Source organism: Bacillus haikouensis (assembly GCF_013179555.1).
In the GTDB taxonomy this organism is placed as follows: Bacteria; Bacillota; Bacilli; order Bacillales; family Bacillaceae_B; genus Rossellomorea; species Rossellomorea haikouensis_A.
Genome location: NZ_JABMCR010000103.1, coordinates 1 through 13,679 on the forward strand (window position 1 = coordinate 1; position 13,679 = coordinate 13,679).

Sequence of the window (13,679 nt, forward strand, 5' to 3'; positions counted from 1 at the left end):
TTTTACTTTGAAAGCATCCATTCCCTGGTCTTGAAAGGCATCGATTACCAGTTGTTTTATCTCGCCATTCACCTCTTCATAATACGCTTCTGTTCCTTCGATCCCCACGTGAATGGTTTTTGTCGTATAATCTATGCCAAAGTTACTTACTTTATAGCCCTCATCCTTTAGTTCTTTCATTCCAAATTGTCCAAAGCCAGGTTCAGATTGGAATAATTGGTTCAGGTAAGGAATCTTTGAAACCATTTCTGCCATCGTCGGAGATATGACGACAGACCCCGCAAGCAGTCCGATGATAATAGCTGCCGCGCCTATATACCTAAGCCATCTCCTTTTTGTAAACACCGATGTCTTTTTCCCTTTTACCAATGCTGCATTGATTGCCAGCTCAATTTTTTCTTGAGGAATGGGTATTTCTTCAAATTCCTTTTTCACTTTATTTGATAAAGAATCGCTCATCACACACACTCCTCTCCCAATTCAGTCTTTAATTTCTGAAGGCCGCGATGAATATTTGTTTTGACAGTTCCTTCGGGGCATTCGAGAATTTCAGCAATTTGTTTTATCGTCAAATCTTTGTAATACCGAAGGATAATCGCCGATTTATATTGGGCATCAAGCTTCTTGATGGCTTCCATTAAATCTAATTTTTCTTCCATCTTTTGTTGATGATGATTTTTTGGCTGTTCCACTTCTTCAAAAGGAATGACTCTGTTTCTTTTTTTAATGAAATCCAGCGATGTATTGATTAAAATCTTGGACAGCCACGTGGAAAAGTAATTCGGTTCCTTAAGGTTTTGGATAGAAATGAACGCCTTGTAAATAGTTTCTTGTAATATATCCAATGCATCATTTTCATTTTTCACATAGAGAAACGCCATCCGGTACAGTTTATTTTTTTCGTCCTGGATCAAATCTTGAAAAGCCTGCTTGTTTCCTTTTTTAGCTTTTTTAATTTTTTTCTCAAAAGACATACCTTCACCTCTTTTTCTTACCGTTAGACTGACTGCATGGTTAAAACGTTTCAATTTATTTGTAATTATAGAAAAATCAAGAACAGTTTTCTATGTAACTCTCAGATTCCTATTACCTGCCCTGCATTAGAATGAAACGGAACAATTATTTTACTATTCAAATCATTTCGATTATGCTTTTTATAGAAAAAGAAATCGATAAAGGCGGGATCACGATGACACAGAAACTCACACTGGAGCATGCGAAAGAACTTGATAGGAGCGATAATCTCGCTCGTTTCAGAAATGAATTTTACATAAAAGATGACCATTATTATATGGATGGCAACTCACTCGGATTATTATCCAAACGTGCCGAGAAAGCACTTTATACTTCATTGGAGGACTGGAAGGAGCATGGAATTGACGGCTGGATGGATGGCGTTGAGCCGTGGTTCTATTATTCTGAAAAACTTGGTTCGATGACGGCCCCCTTAATCGGCGCAAAACAGGAAGAAGTCATCGTGACCGGCTCGATCACGACCAACCTGCACCAGCTGATTGCAACATTCTATCAACCCCATGGACACAGAACAAAAATCCTGGCTGATGAATTGACTTTCCCTTCTGACATCTATGCGATTCAAAGTCAGCTTGAATTGAAGGGATACAATTACGAAGAGAATCTCGTCCAAGTAAAAAGCCGAGACGGCTATACTTTATTGGAAGAAGATATCATCGATGCAATGAAAGATGATATTGCCCTGATTCTCCTTCCTTCTGTTTTATACCGCAGCGGTCAATTGCTGAATATGAAACGGTTGACTGAAGAAGCTCATAAGCGGGGGATTATCATTGGATTTGATCTTGCTCATTCAATCGGCGCACTCCCTCATGATCTCCATGAGGATGGAGTGGATTTTGCAGTATGGTGCAACTACAAATATCTAAACAGCGGGCCGGGCGGTGTCGGAGGCTTATTTGTCCATGAAAGACATTATGGTAAAAGGCCGGGATTATCGGGATGGTTCGGTTCCCGTAAAGACAAGCAATTCGATATGGAGCATGTGCTCACTCCCGCTGAATCAGCAGGTGCCTTCCAAATCGGAACACCTCATATATTGAGCAGTGCACCCTTGCTAGGCTCTCTTGAACTGTTTGAAGAGGCAGGCATTCAAACGCTTCGAGAGAAATCACTTTCACTGACAAGATTCATGATGGATTTATTGAATCAGGAGCTTCCTGAACATGGCTTTATAATCTGCAATCCCGCAGAAGATGATCGTCGGGGTGGCCACATCAGCCTGCAGCATGAGGAAGCCGCAAGAATATGCAAGGCTCTTAAGGCGAACAATGTGACGCCGGATTTCCGTTCTCCCAACGTCATCCGTCTCGCTCCAGTCGCCCTTTACTCCTCTTATGAGGACGTATGGAATACCATCCGGATTTTGAAGAAGATCATGGAGAATGAAGAATATAAACAATTTGAAAACACCCGTAACGTGGTAGCCTAAAGGAGGATCCATATGAAGATCATTGATATTTCGCAGCCGCTTCATAACGGCACACCCGTATGGCCGGGGGACACCCCCTTTTCCTTTTCACTCAATTGGACCAAGGAGGATACGGGATCGGTCAACGTCGGACAGCTGACAATGAGCGCCCATACCGGTACCCACGTGGATGCGCCGTTCCATTTTGATAATGAGGGAAATCGGATACTTGACCTCCCCCTGGATCGATACATCGGTCCCGCGGTCGTCGTTTCTGTCGGACATTCAGAAAGCATCGGCCCTGAACACCTTACCGGAATTGACCTCACTTCTGTTAAAAAAGTGCTTTTCAAAACAGACGCCTGGAAGGACAAGGAGTCATTCCCGGAAAGCATCCCTTCCATCCGGGCTGAACTCGCCCATTTTCTAAAAGAAAAAGGGATCCATCTGGTCGGGGTCGACCTCCCCTCTGTCGATCCATTAGACAGCAAAGAACTGGATGCCCATCACGCACTCCATAAAAATGATATCTTGATCCTGGAGGGGATCGTATTGAAGGATGCAGTACCGGGATATTATGAACTGTACGCCATGCCGCTCCCCCTTAAAGAAGCAGACGGCTCCCCTGTACGGGCGGTTTTGGTTGAACGGGAGTGAAGATGATATAAAGGAAGCAGCTTGTGAGCTGCTTCTTTTTTATTTAGGGAAAACCTTGATCCGGTCCAGGAAGAGAAGGCGGGCTTCCTGGCTCAGCATCGATAACCAGATACTCTGCATACCGATTGAACCCGGTCCCCCCCGCTAAATGTGCCGGGTACGCACGTAAGCCATTTGTACCTGGTCTATATCCCGATGAATATACCTGATACACAAAAACAAATCTTCTCTAAAACAACTCCCCATCCACATTATTGATCCATAAAAGAAATATATTTCAATAAATGTTCATAGACTTAACGTATAAAGGTTTAAAAGTCTGGAAAAATCCTCATAACTAATAAGGCGGAAGGAGGAATTTGAATGGGTATATTGACGACTGTGGGATTCATCGTATTTCTCGGCATGATTTTAGGTGTTCTCATTTATTTCTTAAGACAAGCACTGGATTCCAATGATTCAAAACGGATTGATTCGCATAAGGATCACGACAACTTTTCACAGTAGTGCGGCGGCGTTTTCATTAGAGGGAAAATTTCTCTGGTGGAAACGTTTTTTAGTGGGGAAACAGGGTGGAAATATGCAGGTTTTAATTAAAAATAGACAAGCCAGAATGTTTTATGAAGTCTCTCCGACGAATTATATGATCACAATGAACCATTATTTTCAACTTTAAACAACCGTGTCTCAAGATTGATAACGTCCCCCTTCGATTTACCTCGCAATATAAAATCTATAGTAAAAACCCCGCTCCCGCAAAGGGAGCAAGGGCCTAATCATTCACGAACTTCTTTCTCTCCAAGTTTCATCAGACTCGAACACATCGGGCACTTCTTTTCGATCGATTCGGTTTCGCCAGCTTCACGTCGCTGCCAGGCAATGCAATCTATGCTTGTACACATCCAGGCGATGATCCGATTCAGTTTACCACTCCGCTTCTCACGGGAGCCGCCGCTTTTTATGCGATCACGGTGTGGTTCTTTACTGAAAATATCGCTTATGAAACGCGAACATTTCTTTGCCTCACCCTGATAATAAGCAGGGGAAGAGATAAAGAGCTTTTCTTTTGCCCTTGTAATCGCGACGTAGCAAAGTCTTCTCTCTTCTTCGAGTGCACCCTGCTCTTTTTCTACAGAAGAATCTTTACTTACTTTATCCTCAAGTTTATTGGCATTCAGCGCCGAACTGTGGGGAAGATTCCCTTCGATTGTCCCGATCAGAAATACCACCGGAAACTCGAGTCCTTTCGAGCGATGGATGGTCATAAGGGATACGCTGTCGCTTTGCTGCTTGTTATGACGGTTCCGGTAGACATCCTCATACTTTGCTTTCATTTCGTCGATAAACGTAATGAAGCCGGAAATCGTATCGAACCGCTTGGCTGAACCTTCGAGCTCGTTCAGCATTTCCTTGATCAATTCCTTCTGCTCGGTCACCACATGCGACTCCTGTGCATCGATATATTGATGATAGAATTCTTTACGAATTTTTTTAATCGCTGTTTCAGGGGATTCTTCCTGCAAGGATTTGATGAATGCCATCCTTGTCTTGATGTTCTTTACTTGAAACGGCTTGAGCCCATTCATGGTCGTTAAATGGATGAGCGGATATTTCTTGCGTACCTGTGCGTCTTCCTGCTGAATATGAGCCATCCCCCGATCCCTTCTGATGAACATGGTCGGAAGGATGTTTCCGATCGCCTCGAAGTTACGGGGAACAATGCATAGCCGCAGATAATCGACGACCGGCTTCACCGTCCAGTTTTCATAAAACAGTGAATCTTTCTGATTATATGGGTGAAATGGGATCTCCTTCATCAGAAGCTGCTCGAACACTGCCCGGCCGCTGCTCATCGTGCGGTGAAGGATCGTGATATCCTTGTAGGTGTAGCCTTCCCCAATCAATCTTTCAATCTCTTTCGTTATCCAGACAGCTTCCTCGTCAGCTGTAGCCGGTCTGGAATACAAAGGCTTCACGTTTTCTTCTTTCGTCGCAATCAGCCTTTTCTCCCGCCGGTGTTTGTTGCGGCTGATGACCTCATTCCCCAATCCGATTATGTATGCATCGGAGCGGTAATTCTCTTCTAACGTCACAACCTTTGCGCCTGGAAACTCTTTATCAAATTCAAGGATAAACTCATTCCTTGCACCGTTAAACGTGTAAATTGTTTGATCATCATCGCCGACCACGAATAGGTTGCCATGCTCGGCAATCATTTTAATCAATTCATATTGAATGAGATTCGTATCCTGAAATTCATCCACCATGACATATTGGAAGCGGTGCTGCAGTCCTTTTAATAGATTAGGATTGTTTTGCAGCACTTCATAGCTCTCAGTCAAAATATCATCGAAATCCATTTTGTGATTCGTTCGTTTCCAATCTTCAAACCTGAGGAGAATATCACGAATTTCTTTGTCGGATTTTGATGCTGCCGGCATATCCTTTATGTCAATTTTATTTAATTTATAATGTGAAAGCTTTGCAAGTAATGTCTCTGAATCATACGGGTCATAAATGTTCATTTCCCTTTGAATCTGCTTCAGCAAGATCTGCTTGTATCGTTCATTCCCCAATATTTCCTGTGTGAAATGGCGGGACCTGAGCAGGTAAAGAAACAAGGCATGAAAGGTACTGGCATGGACCCCGTGACCGCCTTCAGCTCCCGGCAGCGCTGTAATCCGCTGTTTCATTTCATCAGCTGCTTTTTTCGTAAACGTGACAAGCAGGATATTCTGCGGAAAAATATTTTTCACCGACATTAAATATCCGGCCCTGCATACAAGGACAGTCGTTTTCCCCGTTCCAGCTCCGGCCAGTGTCAAACATGGTCCTGCGCCATGCCGGACTGCTTCTATTTGGGCTTCATTCAGGTGAATGCCTGCATCTTCAATTTTACGGAAAAAGAAAGCATCTTCCTCTTCCGGTGATACAAGATTCACAGAGGTTTGCCCTTTATGCAATGAAGCAGCAGGCACTTCGTTTTTTTCCGCTTCAAAGGGATAGATCGAGTAATTGGTCAGTACTTTATTCAACGCTCATTCTCCTTGCTTCACTCGCAAAAGTTTGCTTCTTTCTATACGATAGGTAACCTTTCTATCATAACAAGGACCCTCCCGTTCCTGCAATGGATACTTCACTGCCTTCCCCTGGATTGGTTAAACAGTTGTTTAATCTCCGGATGTATTGGTATATAACGGTTTCTGGATCTTAATCAAACGTTTGTTTAACTTTTCCCCTTCAATCCTTGATTTAACAGGATTTCATTTAAACATTTGTTTAACTTCTTTAAATGGCTTGGTTAAAGGATTTGTTGAGTTTAAACAAACGTTTGTTTAAATTGCAATTTTTAAAACAGGATTAATAATAGGTCAAAAAAGGTATAAACAAATAGGTGATGAACGTGATTTTAACTAAATGGGGTTTTACACGACGCAATTCGGTCAAAGCCGAGTTTGACCTATTCCCGCATTCACTGGTCATATTCAGAAAAATCAAGTTCTTTTATTTTGTCTATCAGGTGCACTGGTCCTCCCTTGATCCAATCGTCGAGACCCGTCACCTTGAAGAAATGGAGCTTCTGGTAAACAAGGAGTTCGGTTACGAACGATACTACTTAAACAGAAGAAATATGTAGTTTTGGTAACGTTATTAAAAAAGTGAGAAAGAGTACGAAAAAGGAAGATAACGCCTGCTATATGTTTCGAAATCGCCCAAAATCAAAATATATGGACTTTTCTGAACATTTAAATAAAGATAGGAATTTGCTAATATAATCTTAACAAAAGATTTACACTACCTTAAAGGAAGGCGTGATTCCAATGACGTAGGGAAAGCAAAGCATGTCAACATCACATCTCGCAACTGAAGTCGGCCCGTGAAAACTGATTTCAAGATGTGTGGATATGCGGGAACGCGCAAATCTTATTTCAGGAGATGATTCCAATGAAGAGTGTAAGCGAAGCATGCTAGGATCATGTTGCAATAGAAGATAGCCCGTGAAAACTATCTTCGCAGTATGTGGGCATGTGGGGATGCAGAGCAAAAAAAAATAAACTATATAACATGCAACACTATTAATTTAAATTAATTGAATGTTCGGTATGTGTATTAGTAAGAAAGGATAGAACGAATAATTGAATAAGGTTTACTTACGTTGAGGCGCTGTTTATGTGAAGTATACATAAGCAGCGTCTTGAATTGTTTATACATACTCTTCTCTTACTATCAAACCGACAGCTTTCGTTGCAGACTCTCCTTTTCCCAACAAACGGCATTCCTTTCATAAATGGCTTCCTCTTTGCCTTCTGCCGGTAAATCTTCCAACATGAATATTTTGAGTTTTTTCCCAATGATCTGTTCTGTATAATAACAGTAATGAAATCGAAAGGATGAGGCTCATGAAAGCACAGAAAATCATAATGAGTGAGGCGGTCTTCACCGGTACCTCCTCCTTCCCTTCGCCCGGATTTGCAGCTATACGGGAGGATAAAATCATCGGCTGCGGACCTGTTTCCGAAATGGAAAATTATCTTGATGCTTCGACTGTGGTCCATAACATGGGAAATCGCCTGGTCATGGCAGGATTTCATGACTTTCATCTTCATTTCTTTCTTGGAGCGATGTTCGAAAGCTTCTGTCAGCTGACATACGGTTTGACCGAAGATGATACAGCAAGGATGGCTGCTGATTATGCCGGTGAGCATCCAGATGATGAATGGGTCTTGGGCTTCGGCTGGCATCATGTCCGCTGGCCAGGTCAGAAGCTGCCTACCCGTCATTCATTGGACCGCTATCTGCCTCACCGTCCCGCCATCTTATTAAATGAGGAAGCACACAGTGCCTGGCTGAATTCCGCCGCTCTTCAAAAACTAGGAATTGACCGTCATACACCAGAGCCTCCATTCGGCCGAATCGAAAAGGATGAAAATGGGGAACCCACAGGGTTTCTGTACGAAACAGCCGTAAAGTATGTGACGAGGGCTTTTAAATTTGGTGAAGGACAAAAAAGTAAGTTAATGGAAAACATGTTGAAGAAAACAGCATCTTTCGGGATCACTTCCGTTTCAGATATGCTGCCGCTTCCCGGTTACACCCTTGGGGATCCAGCTTTTTACCGAAGCTTTGAAGACCGGGGAAAACTGACGACAAGGATTCATTTTCTGGATATGTTGGACGGTAACCTTGAAAGAAGTCTTTCTTTTAAAGAAACGTATCAGTCGGACCGACTTCAGTTCTCAGGATTGAAGCAATTCCTTGACGGTGTCCCTCTTACATATACCGGCTTCCTGCTTGAGCCGTATGCTGACCGGCCACTTGAAAAAGGAGGCACAATCTATAAGTTTGAGCAATATAAAAAGTGGATTGAAGAAGCCGACCGCGAAGGTTTCAGGGTGAGACTGCACGCTTGCGGTGATGCGGCCGTCAGAATGGGCCTTGATTTGTTCGAACATGCTTCTGACGTGAACGGCGTGCGTGACTCCCGCCATACGATCGAGCACATCGAAGTGTGTCACCCCAGTGACTTCCAGCGTTTTCATGAACTGGGGGTCATCGCTTCCATTCAACCTGAACATTTGACTTCAGGCTCGATGGACACCCATGCTTATGTGGACCGGCTGGGAGGTGAGCGTTCACGGTACACATGGCCGATCGGGTCTCTTCAAAAGCACGGTGCCCCGCTTGCGTTCGGGACGGATTTTCCGATAGTGGATTTGAATCCGATGCTCGGCGTTTACCGCGCTGTCACCCGTAAGCATGAAGACGGTTCACCTCAAGGCGGATGGAATCCTGTTGAGAAAATCTCACTCTGCGACTCACTTAAACACTATACGAAAAGCTCTGCGTACGGAAATTTTCGGGAAAACGAGTTGGGAACGATCGAAGCCGGTAAGAAAGCGGACCTGGTCGTGCTAGACCGCAACTTGTTTGAAGTTGAACCGGAGGAAATCCTTGAGGCTGCAGCTGTGATGACTGTTGTCGATGGGGAAATCGTGCACATGTTGTGAGATGGATGGATTGTTTGATTTGATTACCATGGGTTGAAGGGTGCAGTAATATTGAATACAGGCTGAAATTAAAGTGATTTCGGCCTCTTTTAATTAAGCAATGGTAAAATTACGGTCTAGTCAGGAAGGGAAGGCATGTAGGAGGGGAGCGTTTTGCGGATGAGGGGGCGTATCCTGTCGTTTATGGTTATATTCCTCTTAAGAAGCGAGTCAATCCTCGTTTATGGAGATATTCCAGTTGAAAAGCGAGTCAATCCTGCCGTTTATGGAGATATTCCTGTCAAAAAGCAAGTCAATCCTGCCGTTTATGTTAATATTCCTGTCAAAAAGCAAGTCAATCCTGCCGTTTATGTTAATATTCCTGTCAAAGTGGAAGTCAATCCTGCCGAATTCAGATACAATCCTGCTTTTTAACATAAATATCCAATTCAAAATCTATCCCCCTTCGTCATTAAGATTAATCCACAAACCAGGATTTTGCCTCATGCATAGGAGGATAACACCTCCATAATTATCCATTAATTTCCTTCCAAGCCGTTATTCTTGCCGAAAATCTTTATGACCTTACCCGATATCGATGATAATCTATCCATTACACAAAAATCCAAAATCAAAAAGCCCATCCCTCAACGCATTATAGCGAAAGGGACGGGCCGTCAAAACTGGTGGCATTATCAACGTGGATCTTTCAACCCGCCGCCATGAATCGTTTTTTCCTGGAATGGCAGATTGAGTTCTTTGCTTAGTTTCTCGAGAAAGCTTTGTTCACGCTTGGAAACGAGTGAAATGACTGTTCCTTCTGCTCCCATGCGTCCTGTTCTTCCTGAACGATGGATGTACTGCTTCGTGTCTGTCGGGAAGTCGAAATGAATGACGTGTGAAACGTCGGTAATATCGAGTCCGCGGGCTGCAACGTCAGTGGTGAGAAGCATAGGGACCTTCCCTGCACGGAAGCGGTCCAGCGATTGTTTCCGTTCCGTTTTCTTCGATTCTCCTGCAAGTACCTCAAGTTCTACGCCTTTATACTTCAATTTTTCTTCTGCTTCCGAGAGCTTTTCGAGCTGATTGAAGAAGACGAGCGCTTTGATGTCTTTAAAATAGGAAAGGCTCCTCAATGCTTCGATCTTGTCGCGGAGTTCTGTGTACACATAATTGTGATCGACTTGCGGATTGTCAAGGTTGGCATCCATCTTGACGATTTCGTGATATTGAAGCAGGTCTTCTGCGACTTCCTCTGTCCGGTCGGAAAGGGTCGCTGAGAAGAACAGTACTTGACGTTCTTTAAGCGTTGATTTGATGATTTCTTTTACTTCACGGATATGCTCAGATCCTACCATTAAATCAAACTCATCTACGACGATTGTTTTGACTTCATGCATTTTCATTTTCTTCAGTTTCATCAGTTCGATCAGGCGGCCAGTCGTACCTACGACAATATGAGGCTTTTTCTTTAGCTTTTCGACTTGTTTCTTGATGTTTGCCCCGCCGATGAATGCTGCACTTGTAACGTCGCTGCCTTTGGTCCATTTTTGGATTTCCTGATGAATCTGCATCACAAGTTCGCGGGACGGTGCGAGGATGACGGCTTGTGCCTGCTTGCGGTTCGGATCGATTCCTTGGATGATCGGGAGTAAATATGCAAGTGTTTTCCCTGTTCCAGTCGGCGATTCGCATACAATATCTTTTCCGTCTAATATGAGAGGAAGCACACGTTCTTGTACAGGAGTCAGCGCATCGAATCCCGACTCTTCCCAGTTTTTCTGTATAAATGGTGTTTGAAGCACTTCAGAAATTAAGTTCATTATTTATTTCCTTTCCCTTCGGCAAATCGCCCGCCAAATTAGTTATCCTTTATAAAAGGTAAACTGATTTCAACGACTGTGCCTTTTTGTTTTTCACTATGAAAGACCATTTTCCCTTTATGTTTTTCAATAATTTTTTTGCAGATGGCCAGTCCCAGCCCGGTACCTTTTTCTTTTGTGGAGTAGAACGGTTCCCCGATTTTTTCGAGTCTTTCCGGTTCCATGCCCGATCCGTTATCTGTTACGACCACGAGTGCATCGCCATCTTTTTTATTTACTGAGATGGATACAGTTCCGCTTCGATCCCCGGGTATGGCTTCGAAGGCATTTTTTATGATATTAATGAATACTTGCTTCAATTGATTTGCTTCCGACATTACATAAAGCGGCTCAAATGGATAGGGTTCATATTGAATCGAAACATTCTCGATGTTCGCCTGTGCTTCCATTAACACGATCACCTGCTGAAGGATAGAATCGACGTTTTCACGTTGATAATGCAAGTCTTGTTGTTTTCCCAAAATCAGCATTTCTCCCGATATCAAATCAATTCGATCGACTTCTGATAACATGATATCAAGGTGGTCGTGATTCGCGGTGCCTGTCGATTGCATCAGTTGGATGAATCCTTTAAGAGATGTGAGCGGATTTCGGATTTCATGTGCCACTGCAGCTGCAAGTTGACCGATCACCGACATTTTTTCAGAAGCGATCATCATTTCTTCATTCTTTCTGAATTGGGTGATGTCCCTTGCGATAACGAAGACCCCGGTCACTTCCCCGTTGACAATAATCGGGATGAAGGAACATCTGAGTATCTTACTTCTCTTCTTCAGGTGGATGCTTGTTTCAAACTTGGCTCCTTTTCCTGAGAGAGTTTGAATAAAATGCTCAGTGACAATTTTTACATAATCTTCATCGAGAAATTCACCTAACCGGATGTCTTCAAGCTCTTTCTGAGAGGCTTCCAGAAGTGCTTCAGCTCCAGGATTGAGGACCATAATTTTCCCTTGTAAATCAAGTTCAAAGACACCATCCGGATTATGCTTGAACAATGAATGATAATGCTCGTGCTGAATATTCAGCTGCCGTTCTTTTCGTTTCAAGTGTTCATTTGACTCGATTACATCTTTCGTTCTCCGGAATACAAGGAAGTACAGAATGATTCCTGTGACAAAAATAAAAAACCAGCCTTTGAAGCGCTGAAAGTAGATGTACGCATTCAGCTTTTCATGCGCAAGGATCATAGAAAAATAATCCGACAGAATAATCCACATTATACCGAGCAGTACATAAGTGATAGCTACTCTCAGGGCGATTTCTTTGGCTTTTTTCATATTGAGTGACTCACCTAAATTCACTATAGTCTTACCTCTATACTTTCACAAATCCTGCCAATTTATCAGCTTTCTTTCTTAACGCATGCTTTTCTCCACGTTTCCCATGTTTTCACAACACCAATTATAATAACATAGCAAAACAATTAGGGAGTGAAAAATAATAAGAACATCCATCCCAGTAAAAAAAAAGAAAGATACTTCTTCATTCCCTTTACACTTCCTGGACTAAACGTTCCCCCTCTGCCTTATTTCCTATTTTTGCAAAATTCCGTTTAGCGTTTCTGAGTTACGGGTTAAAGAGAAAGTATATACGGAAAGAAGGTGTTTCGATATGCTTAGCCAGCTGTATGAAAACAAAATCTTCAGCAACAGCGGAATGATCACATTGCCAAAGATGTGGAGGCAGCGGTTCGGACTCATTCCCGGCAAAATGGCGGAGCTCATTTATCAAAACAATTCCATCTATATAAAATCCGCCCGCAATGATTCTACTAATAACCAGCGTTACATCTCTGAAAAAGGGACCGTCCACATCCCCAAAGAACTTCGCAATGAAATGGGCATTACACCTCAAGATTCTTATATCCTTCATATCAACGAAGAACACAACTGCTTCATCATCACCTGTAAAGACTGAACATGAAAACCCGCCCCTCGCTGCATTAAAGCGATGAGGGACGGGCCTTCATTTGGTGACGCTCGAGTATTTCAACTTGACTGCCTGTTGTGTTGATCGTCAGTTTGCGGACATCCATTGCCGGGAAAGACTGCTGAAGCTGTCTGAGGAGCCATTCACCAGCTTCCTGTTCCACGAAGCAGGCAATGGTCGGCCCTGCACCGCTGAGCGCAACACCGAAGGCTCCGAATCTACTGGCGACTTCTTCAACGGCATCGTAGTGCGGAAGCAGTTTCTTCCGGTAAGGCTGATGGTAACGATCCTGCTTCATCATCTTCCCGGCGAGCTCCCAATCTTGCATAAGAAACGCTGCGACCAGAACATTGGATACTGCTCCGGCCGTCACGGATTCCTGAAAGGTCACCTTTTCCGGAAGTACGTTCCTCGAATCGGACGTCTTGAGTTCTGACTTCGGTATCACCGTCACCACTTCAATCGGCATTTGAACCAAAGGCAGCAGCTTTACACCTTTCTCCGTCTGACAGCTGACGACCAGTCCCCCGTACAAGGATGCACCGACATTATCAGGATGACCTTCATACTTCGCGGCAAGCTCCAGCTTCTCATGTGTAGTCAGGTTCAGCCCGCAGGATACATCTGCAAGTTCAATTCCCGCCACAACCGCTGCTGCACTCGATCCCAAGCCCCTTGTCAACGGAATATCGCTGCACACATATAAATGACAAGGTTTGATCCTTTTCCCATACCCTTCAGCAACACCTTTTGCAACCTCAACGATAAAATGCGTTT

14 protein-coding genes are annotated in these 13,679 nt (G+C 43.5%); 7 read left to right on the plus strand and 7 right to left on the minus strand.

Translation table 11 applies throughout. The features are described 5' to 3' along the window. Both HP456_RS11455 and HP456_RS11460 read right to left on the minus strand, forming a co-directional pair. The coding region (locus HP456_RS11455) for a DUF4179 domain-containing protein (protein ID WP_172251150.1) at nucleotides 1-459 on the minus strand (459 nt) is incomplete at its 3' end. Next, nucleotides 459-974 (minus strand): sigma-70 family RNA polymerase sigma factor, encoded by a 516-nt coding sequence (locus tag HP456_RS11460; protein ID WP_172251152.1) that lies wholly within the window; start codon nucleotides 972-974, stop codon nucleotides 459-461. The genes HP456_RS11460 and HP456_RS11455, both read right to left, overlap by 1 nt. Nucleotides 975-1,189: 215 nt before the next feature. Between HP456_RS11460 and kynU the strand changes: the two genes are divergently transcribed. Together kynU and kynB are read left to right on the plus strand one after the other, a co-directional pair. Then, complete coding sequence (kynU, locus tag HP456_RS11465) at nucleotides 1,190-2,467, plus strand: kynureninase (RefSeq protein ID WP_172251154.1); 1,278 nt, start codon at nucleotides 1,190-1,192, stop codon at nucleotides 2,465-2,467. A gap of 12 nt (nucleotides 2,468-2,479) precedes the next feature. Further along, nucleotides 2,480-3,103: an arylformamidase gene (gene kynB, locus HP456_RS11470; RefSeq protein ID WP_172251156.1), complete on the plus strand. Its 624-nt coding sequence runs from the start codon at nucleotides 2,480-2,482 to the stop codon at nucleotides 3,101-3,103. A gap of 43 nt (nucleotides 3,104-3,146) precedes the next feature. Here the strand turns inward: kynB and HP456_RS11475 are convergent, their stop codons facing one another. Further along, nucleotides 3,147-3,317, minus strand: coding sequence for a hypothetical protein (locus tag HP456_RS11475; RefSeq protein ID WP_172251158.1), 171 nt, complete (start codon nucleotides 3,315-3,317; stop codon nucleotides 3,147-3,149). A gap of 149 nt (nucleotides 3,318-3,466) precedes the next feature. On the opposite strand from HP456_RS11475, the gene HP456_RS11480 reads away from it, so the two are divergent. Beyond that, nucleotides 3,467-3,610: a hypothetical protein gene (locus tag HP456_RS11480; RefSeq protein ID WP_172251160.1), complete on the plus strand. Its 144-nt coding sequence runs from the start codon at nucleotides 3,467-3,469 to the stop codon at nucleotides 3,608-3,610. Nucleotides 3,611-3,879: 269 nt separating this feature from the next. Here HP456_RS11480 and HP456_RS11485 read toward each other — a convergent pair whose 3' ends face one another. Further along, a complete protein-coding gene (locus HP456_RS11485) occupies nucleotides 3,880-6,138 on the minus strand; it encodes a UvrD-helicase domain-containing protein (RefSeq protein WP_246288973.1) in 2,259 nt (752 codons plus the stop codon). Between the two features lie 368 nt (nucleotides 6,139-6,506). On the opposite strand from HP456_RS11485, the gene HP456_RS11490 reads away from it, so the two are divergent. From HP456_RS11490 to HP456_RS11500, 3 genes are all read left to right on the plus strand, one after another. Further along, nucleotides 6,507-6,740, plus strand: a complete 234-nt coding sequence (locus HP456_RS11490) for a protein YuzH (protein ID WP_172251162.1) — start codon at nucleotides 6,507-6,509, stop codon at nucleotides 6,738-6,740. Nucleotides 6,741-7,503: 763 nt separating this feature from the next. Then, nucleotides 7,504-9,111, plus strand: coding sequence for an amidohydrolase (locus HP456_RS11495; RefSeq protein ID WP_246288975.1), 1,608 nt, complete (start codon nucleotides 7,504-7,506; stop codon nucleotides 9,109-9,111). A 153-nt stretch (nucleotides 9,112-9,264) separates the two neighbouring features. After that, the gene (locus HP456_RS11500) at nucleotides 9,265-9,525 is read left to right on the plus strand and encodes a hypothetical protein (protein ID WP_172251166.1); all 261 of its coding nucleotides are present in this window, start codon (nucleotides 9,265-9,267) and stop codon (nucleotides 9,523-9,525) included. A gap of 260 nt (nucleotides 9,526-9,785) precedes the next feature. Here the strand turns inward: HP456_RS11500 and HP456_RS11505 are convergent, their stop codons facing one another. Together HP456_RS11505 and HP456_RS11510 are read right to left on the minus strand one after the other, a co-directional pair. Then, nucleotides 9,786-10,913: a DEAD/DEAH box helicase gene (locus HP456_RS11505; protein WP_172251168.1), complete on the minus strand. Its 1,128-nt coding sequence runs from the start codon at nucleotides 10,911-10,913 to the stop codon at nucleotides 9,786-9,788. A gap of 38 nt (nucleotides 10,914-10,951) precedes the next feature. Next, the gene (locus HP456_RS11510) at nucleotides 10,952-12,250 is read right to left on the minus strand and encodes an ATP-binding protein (RefSeq protein ID WP_172251170.1); all 1,299 of its coding nucleotides are present in this window, start codon (nucleotides 12,248-12,250) and stop codon (nucleotides 10,952-10,954) included. A gap of 334 nt (nucleotides 12,251-12,584) precedes the next feature. Here HP456_RS11510 and HP456_RS11515 point away from each other — a divergent pair, with 334 nt between their 5' ends. Beyond that, nucleotides 12,585-12,890, plus strand: coding sequence for an AbrB/MazE/SpoVT family DNA-binding domain-containing protein (locus HP456_RS11515; RefSeq protein ID WP_172251172.1), 306 nt, complete (start codon nucleotides 12,585-12,587; stop codon nucleotides 12,888-12,890). Nucleotides 12,891-12,915: 25 nt separating this feature from the next. Here the strand turns inward: HP456_RS11515 and thrB are convergent. Then, nucleotides 12,916-13,679 (minus strand): homoserine kinase (thrB, locus tag HP456_RS11520; RefSeq protein WP_172251174.1); only part of this gene is annotated, 764 nt, incomplete at its 5' end.

What these genes read in the sequence shown, in the direction of transcription:
- kynU (WP_172251154.1), top strand. Translation starts at nt 1,190, where the DNA reads ATGACACAGAAACTCACACTGGAGCATGCGAAAGAACTTGATAGGAGC.
- HP456_RS11505 (WP_172251168.1), bottom strand. Translation starts at nt 10,913, where the DNA reads ATGAACTTAATTTCTGAAGTGCTTCAAACACCATTTATACAGAAAAAC.
- HP456_RS11480 (WP_172251160.1), top strand. Translation starts at nt 3,467, where the DNA reads ATGGGTATATTGACGACTGTGGGATTCATCGTATTTCTCGGCATGATT.
- HP456_RS11510 (WP_172251170.1), bottom strand. Translation starts at nt 12,250, where the DNA reads ATGAAAAAAGCCAAAGAAATCGCCCTGAGAGTAGCTATCACTTATGTA.
- HP456_RS11460 (WP_172251152.1), bottom strand. Translation starts at nt 974, where the DNA reads ATGTCTTTTGAGAAAAAAATTAAAAAAGCTAAAAAAGGAAACAAGCAG.
- HP456_RS11495 (WP_246288975.1), top strand. Translation starts at nt 7,504, where the DNA reads ATGAAAGCACAGAAAATCATAATGAGTGAGGCGGTCTTCACCGGTACC.
- kynB (WP_172251156.1), top strand. Translation starts at nt 2,480, where the DNA reads ATGAAGATCATTGATATTTCGCAGCCGCTTCATAACGGCACACCCGTA.
- HP456_RS11515 (WP_172251172.1), top strand. Translation starts at nt 12,585, where the DNA reads ATGCTTAGCCAGCTGTATGAAAACAAAATCTTCAGCAACAGCGGAATG.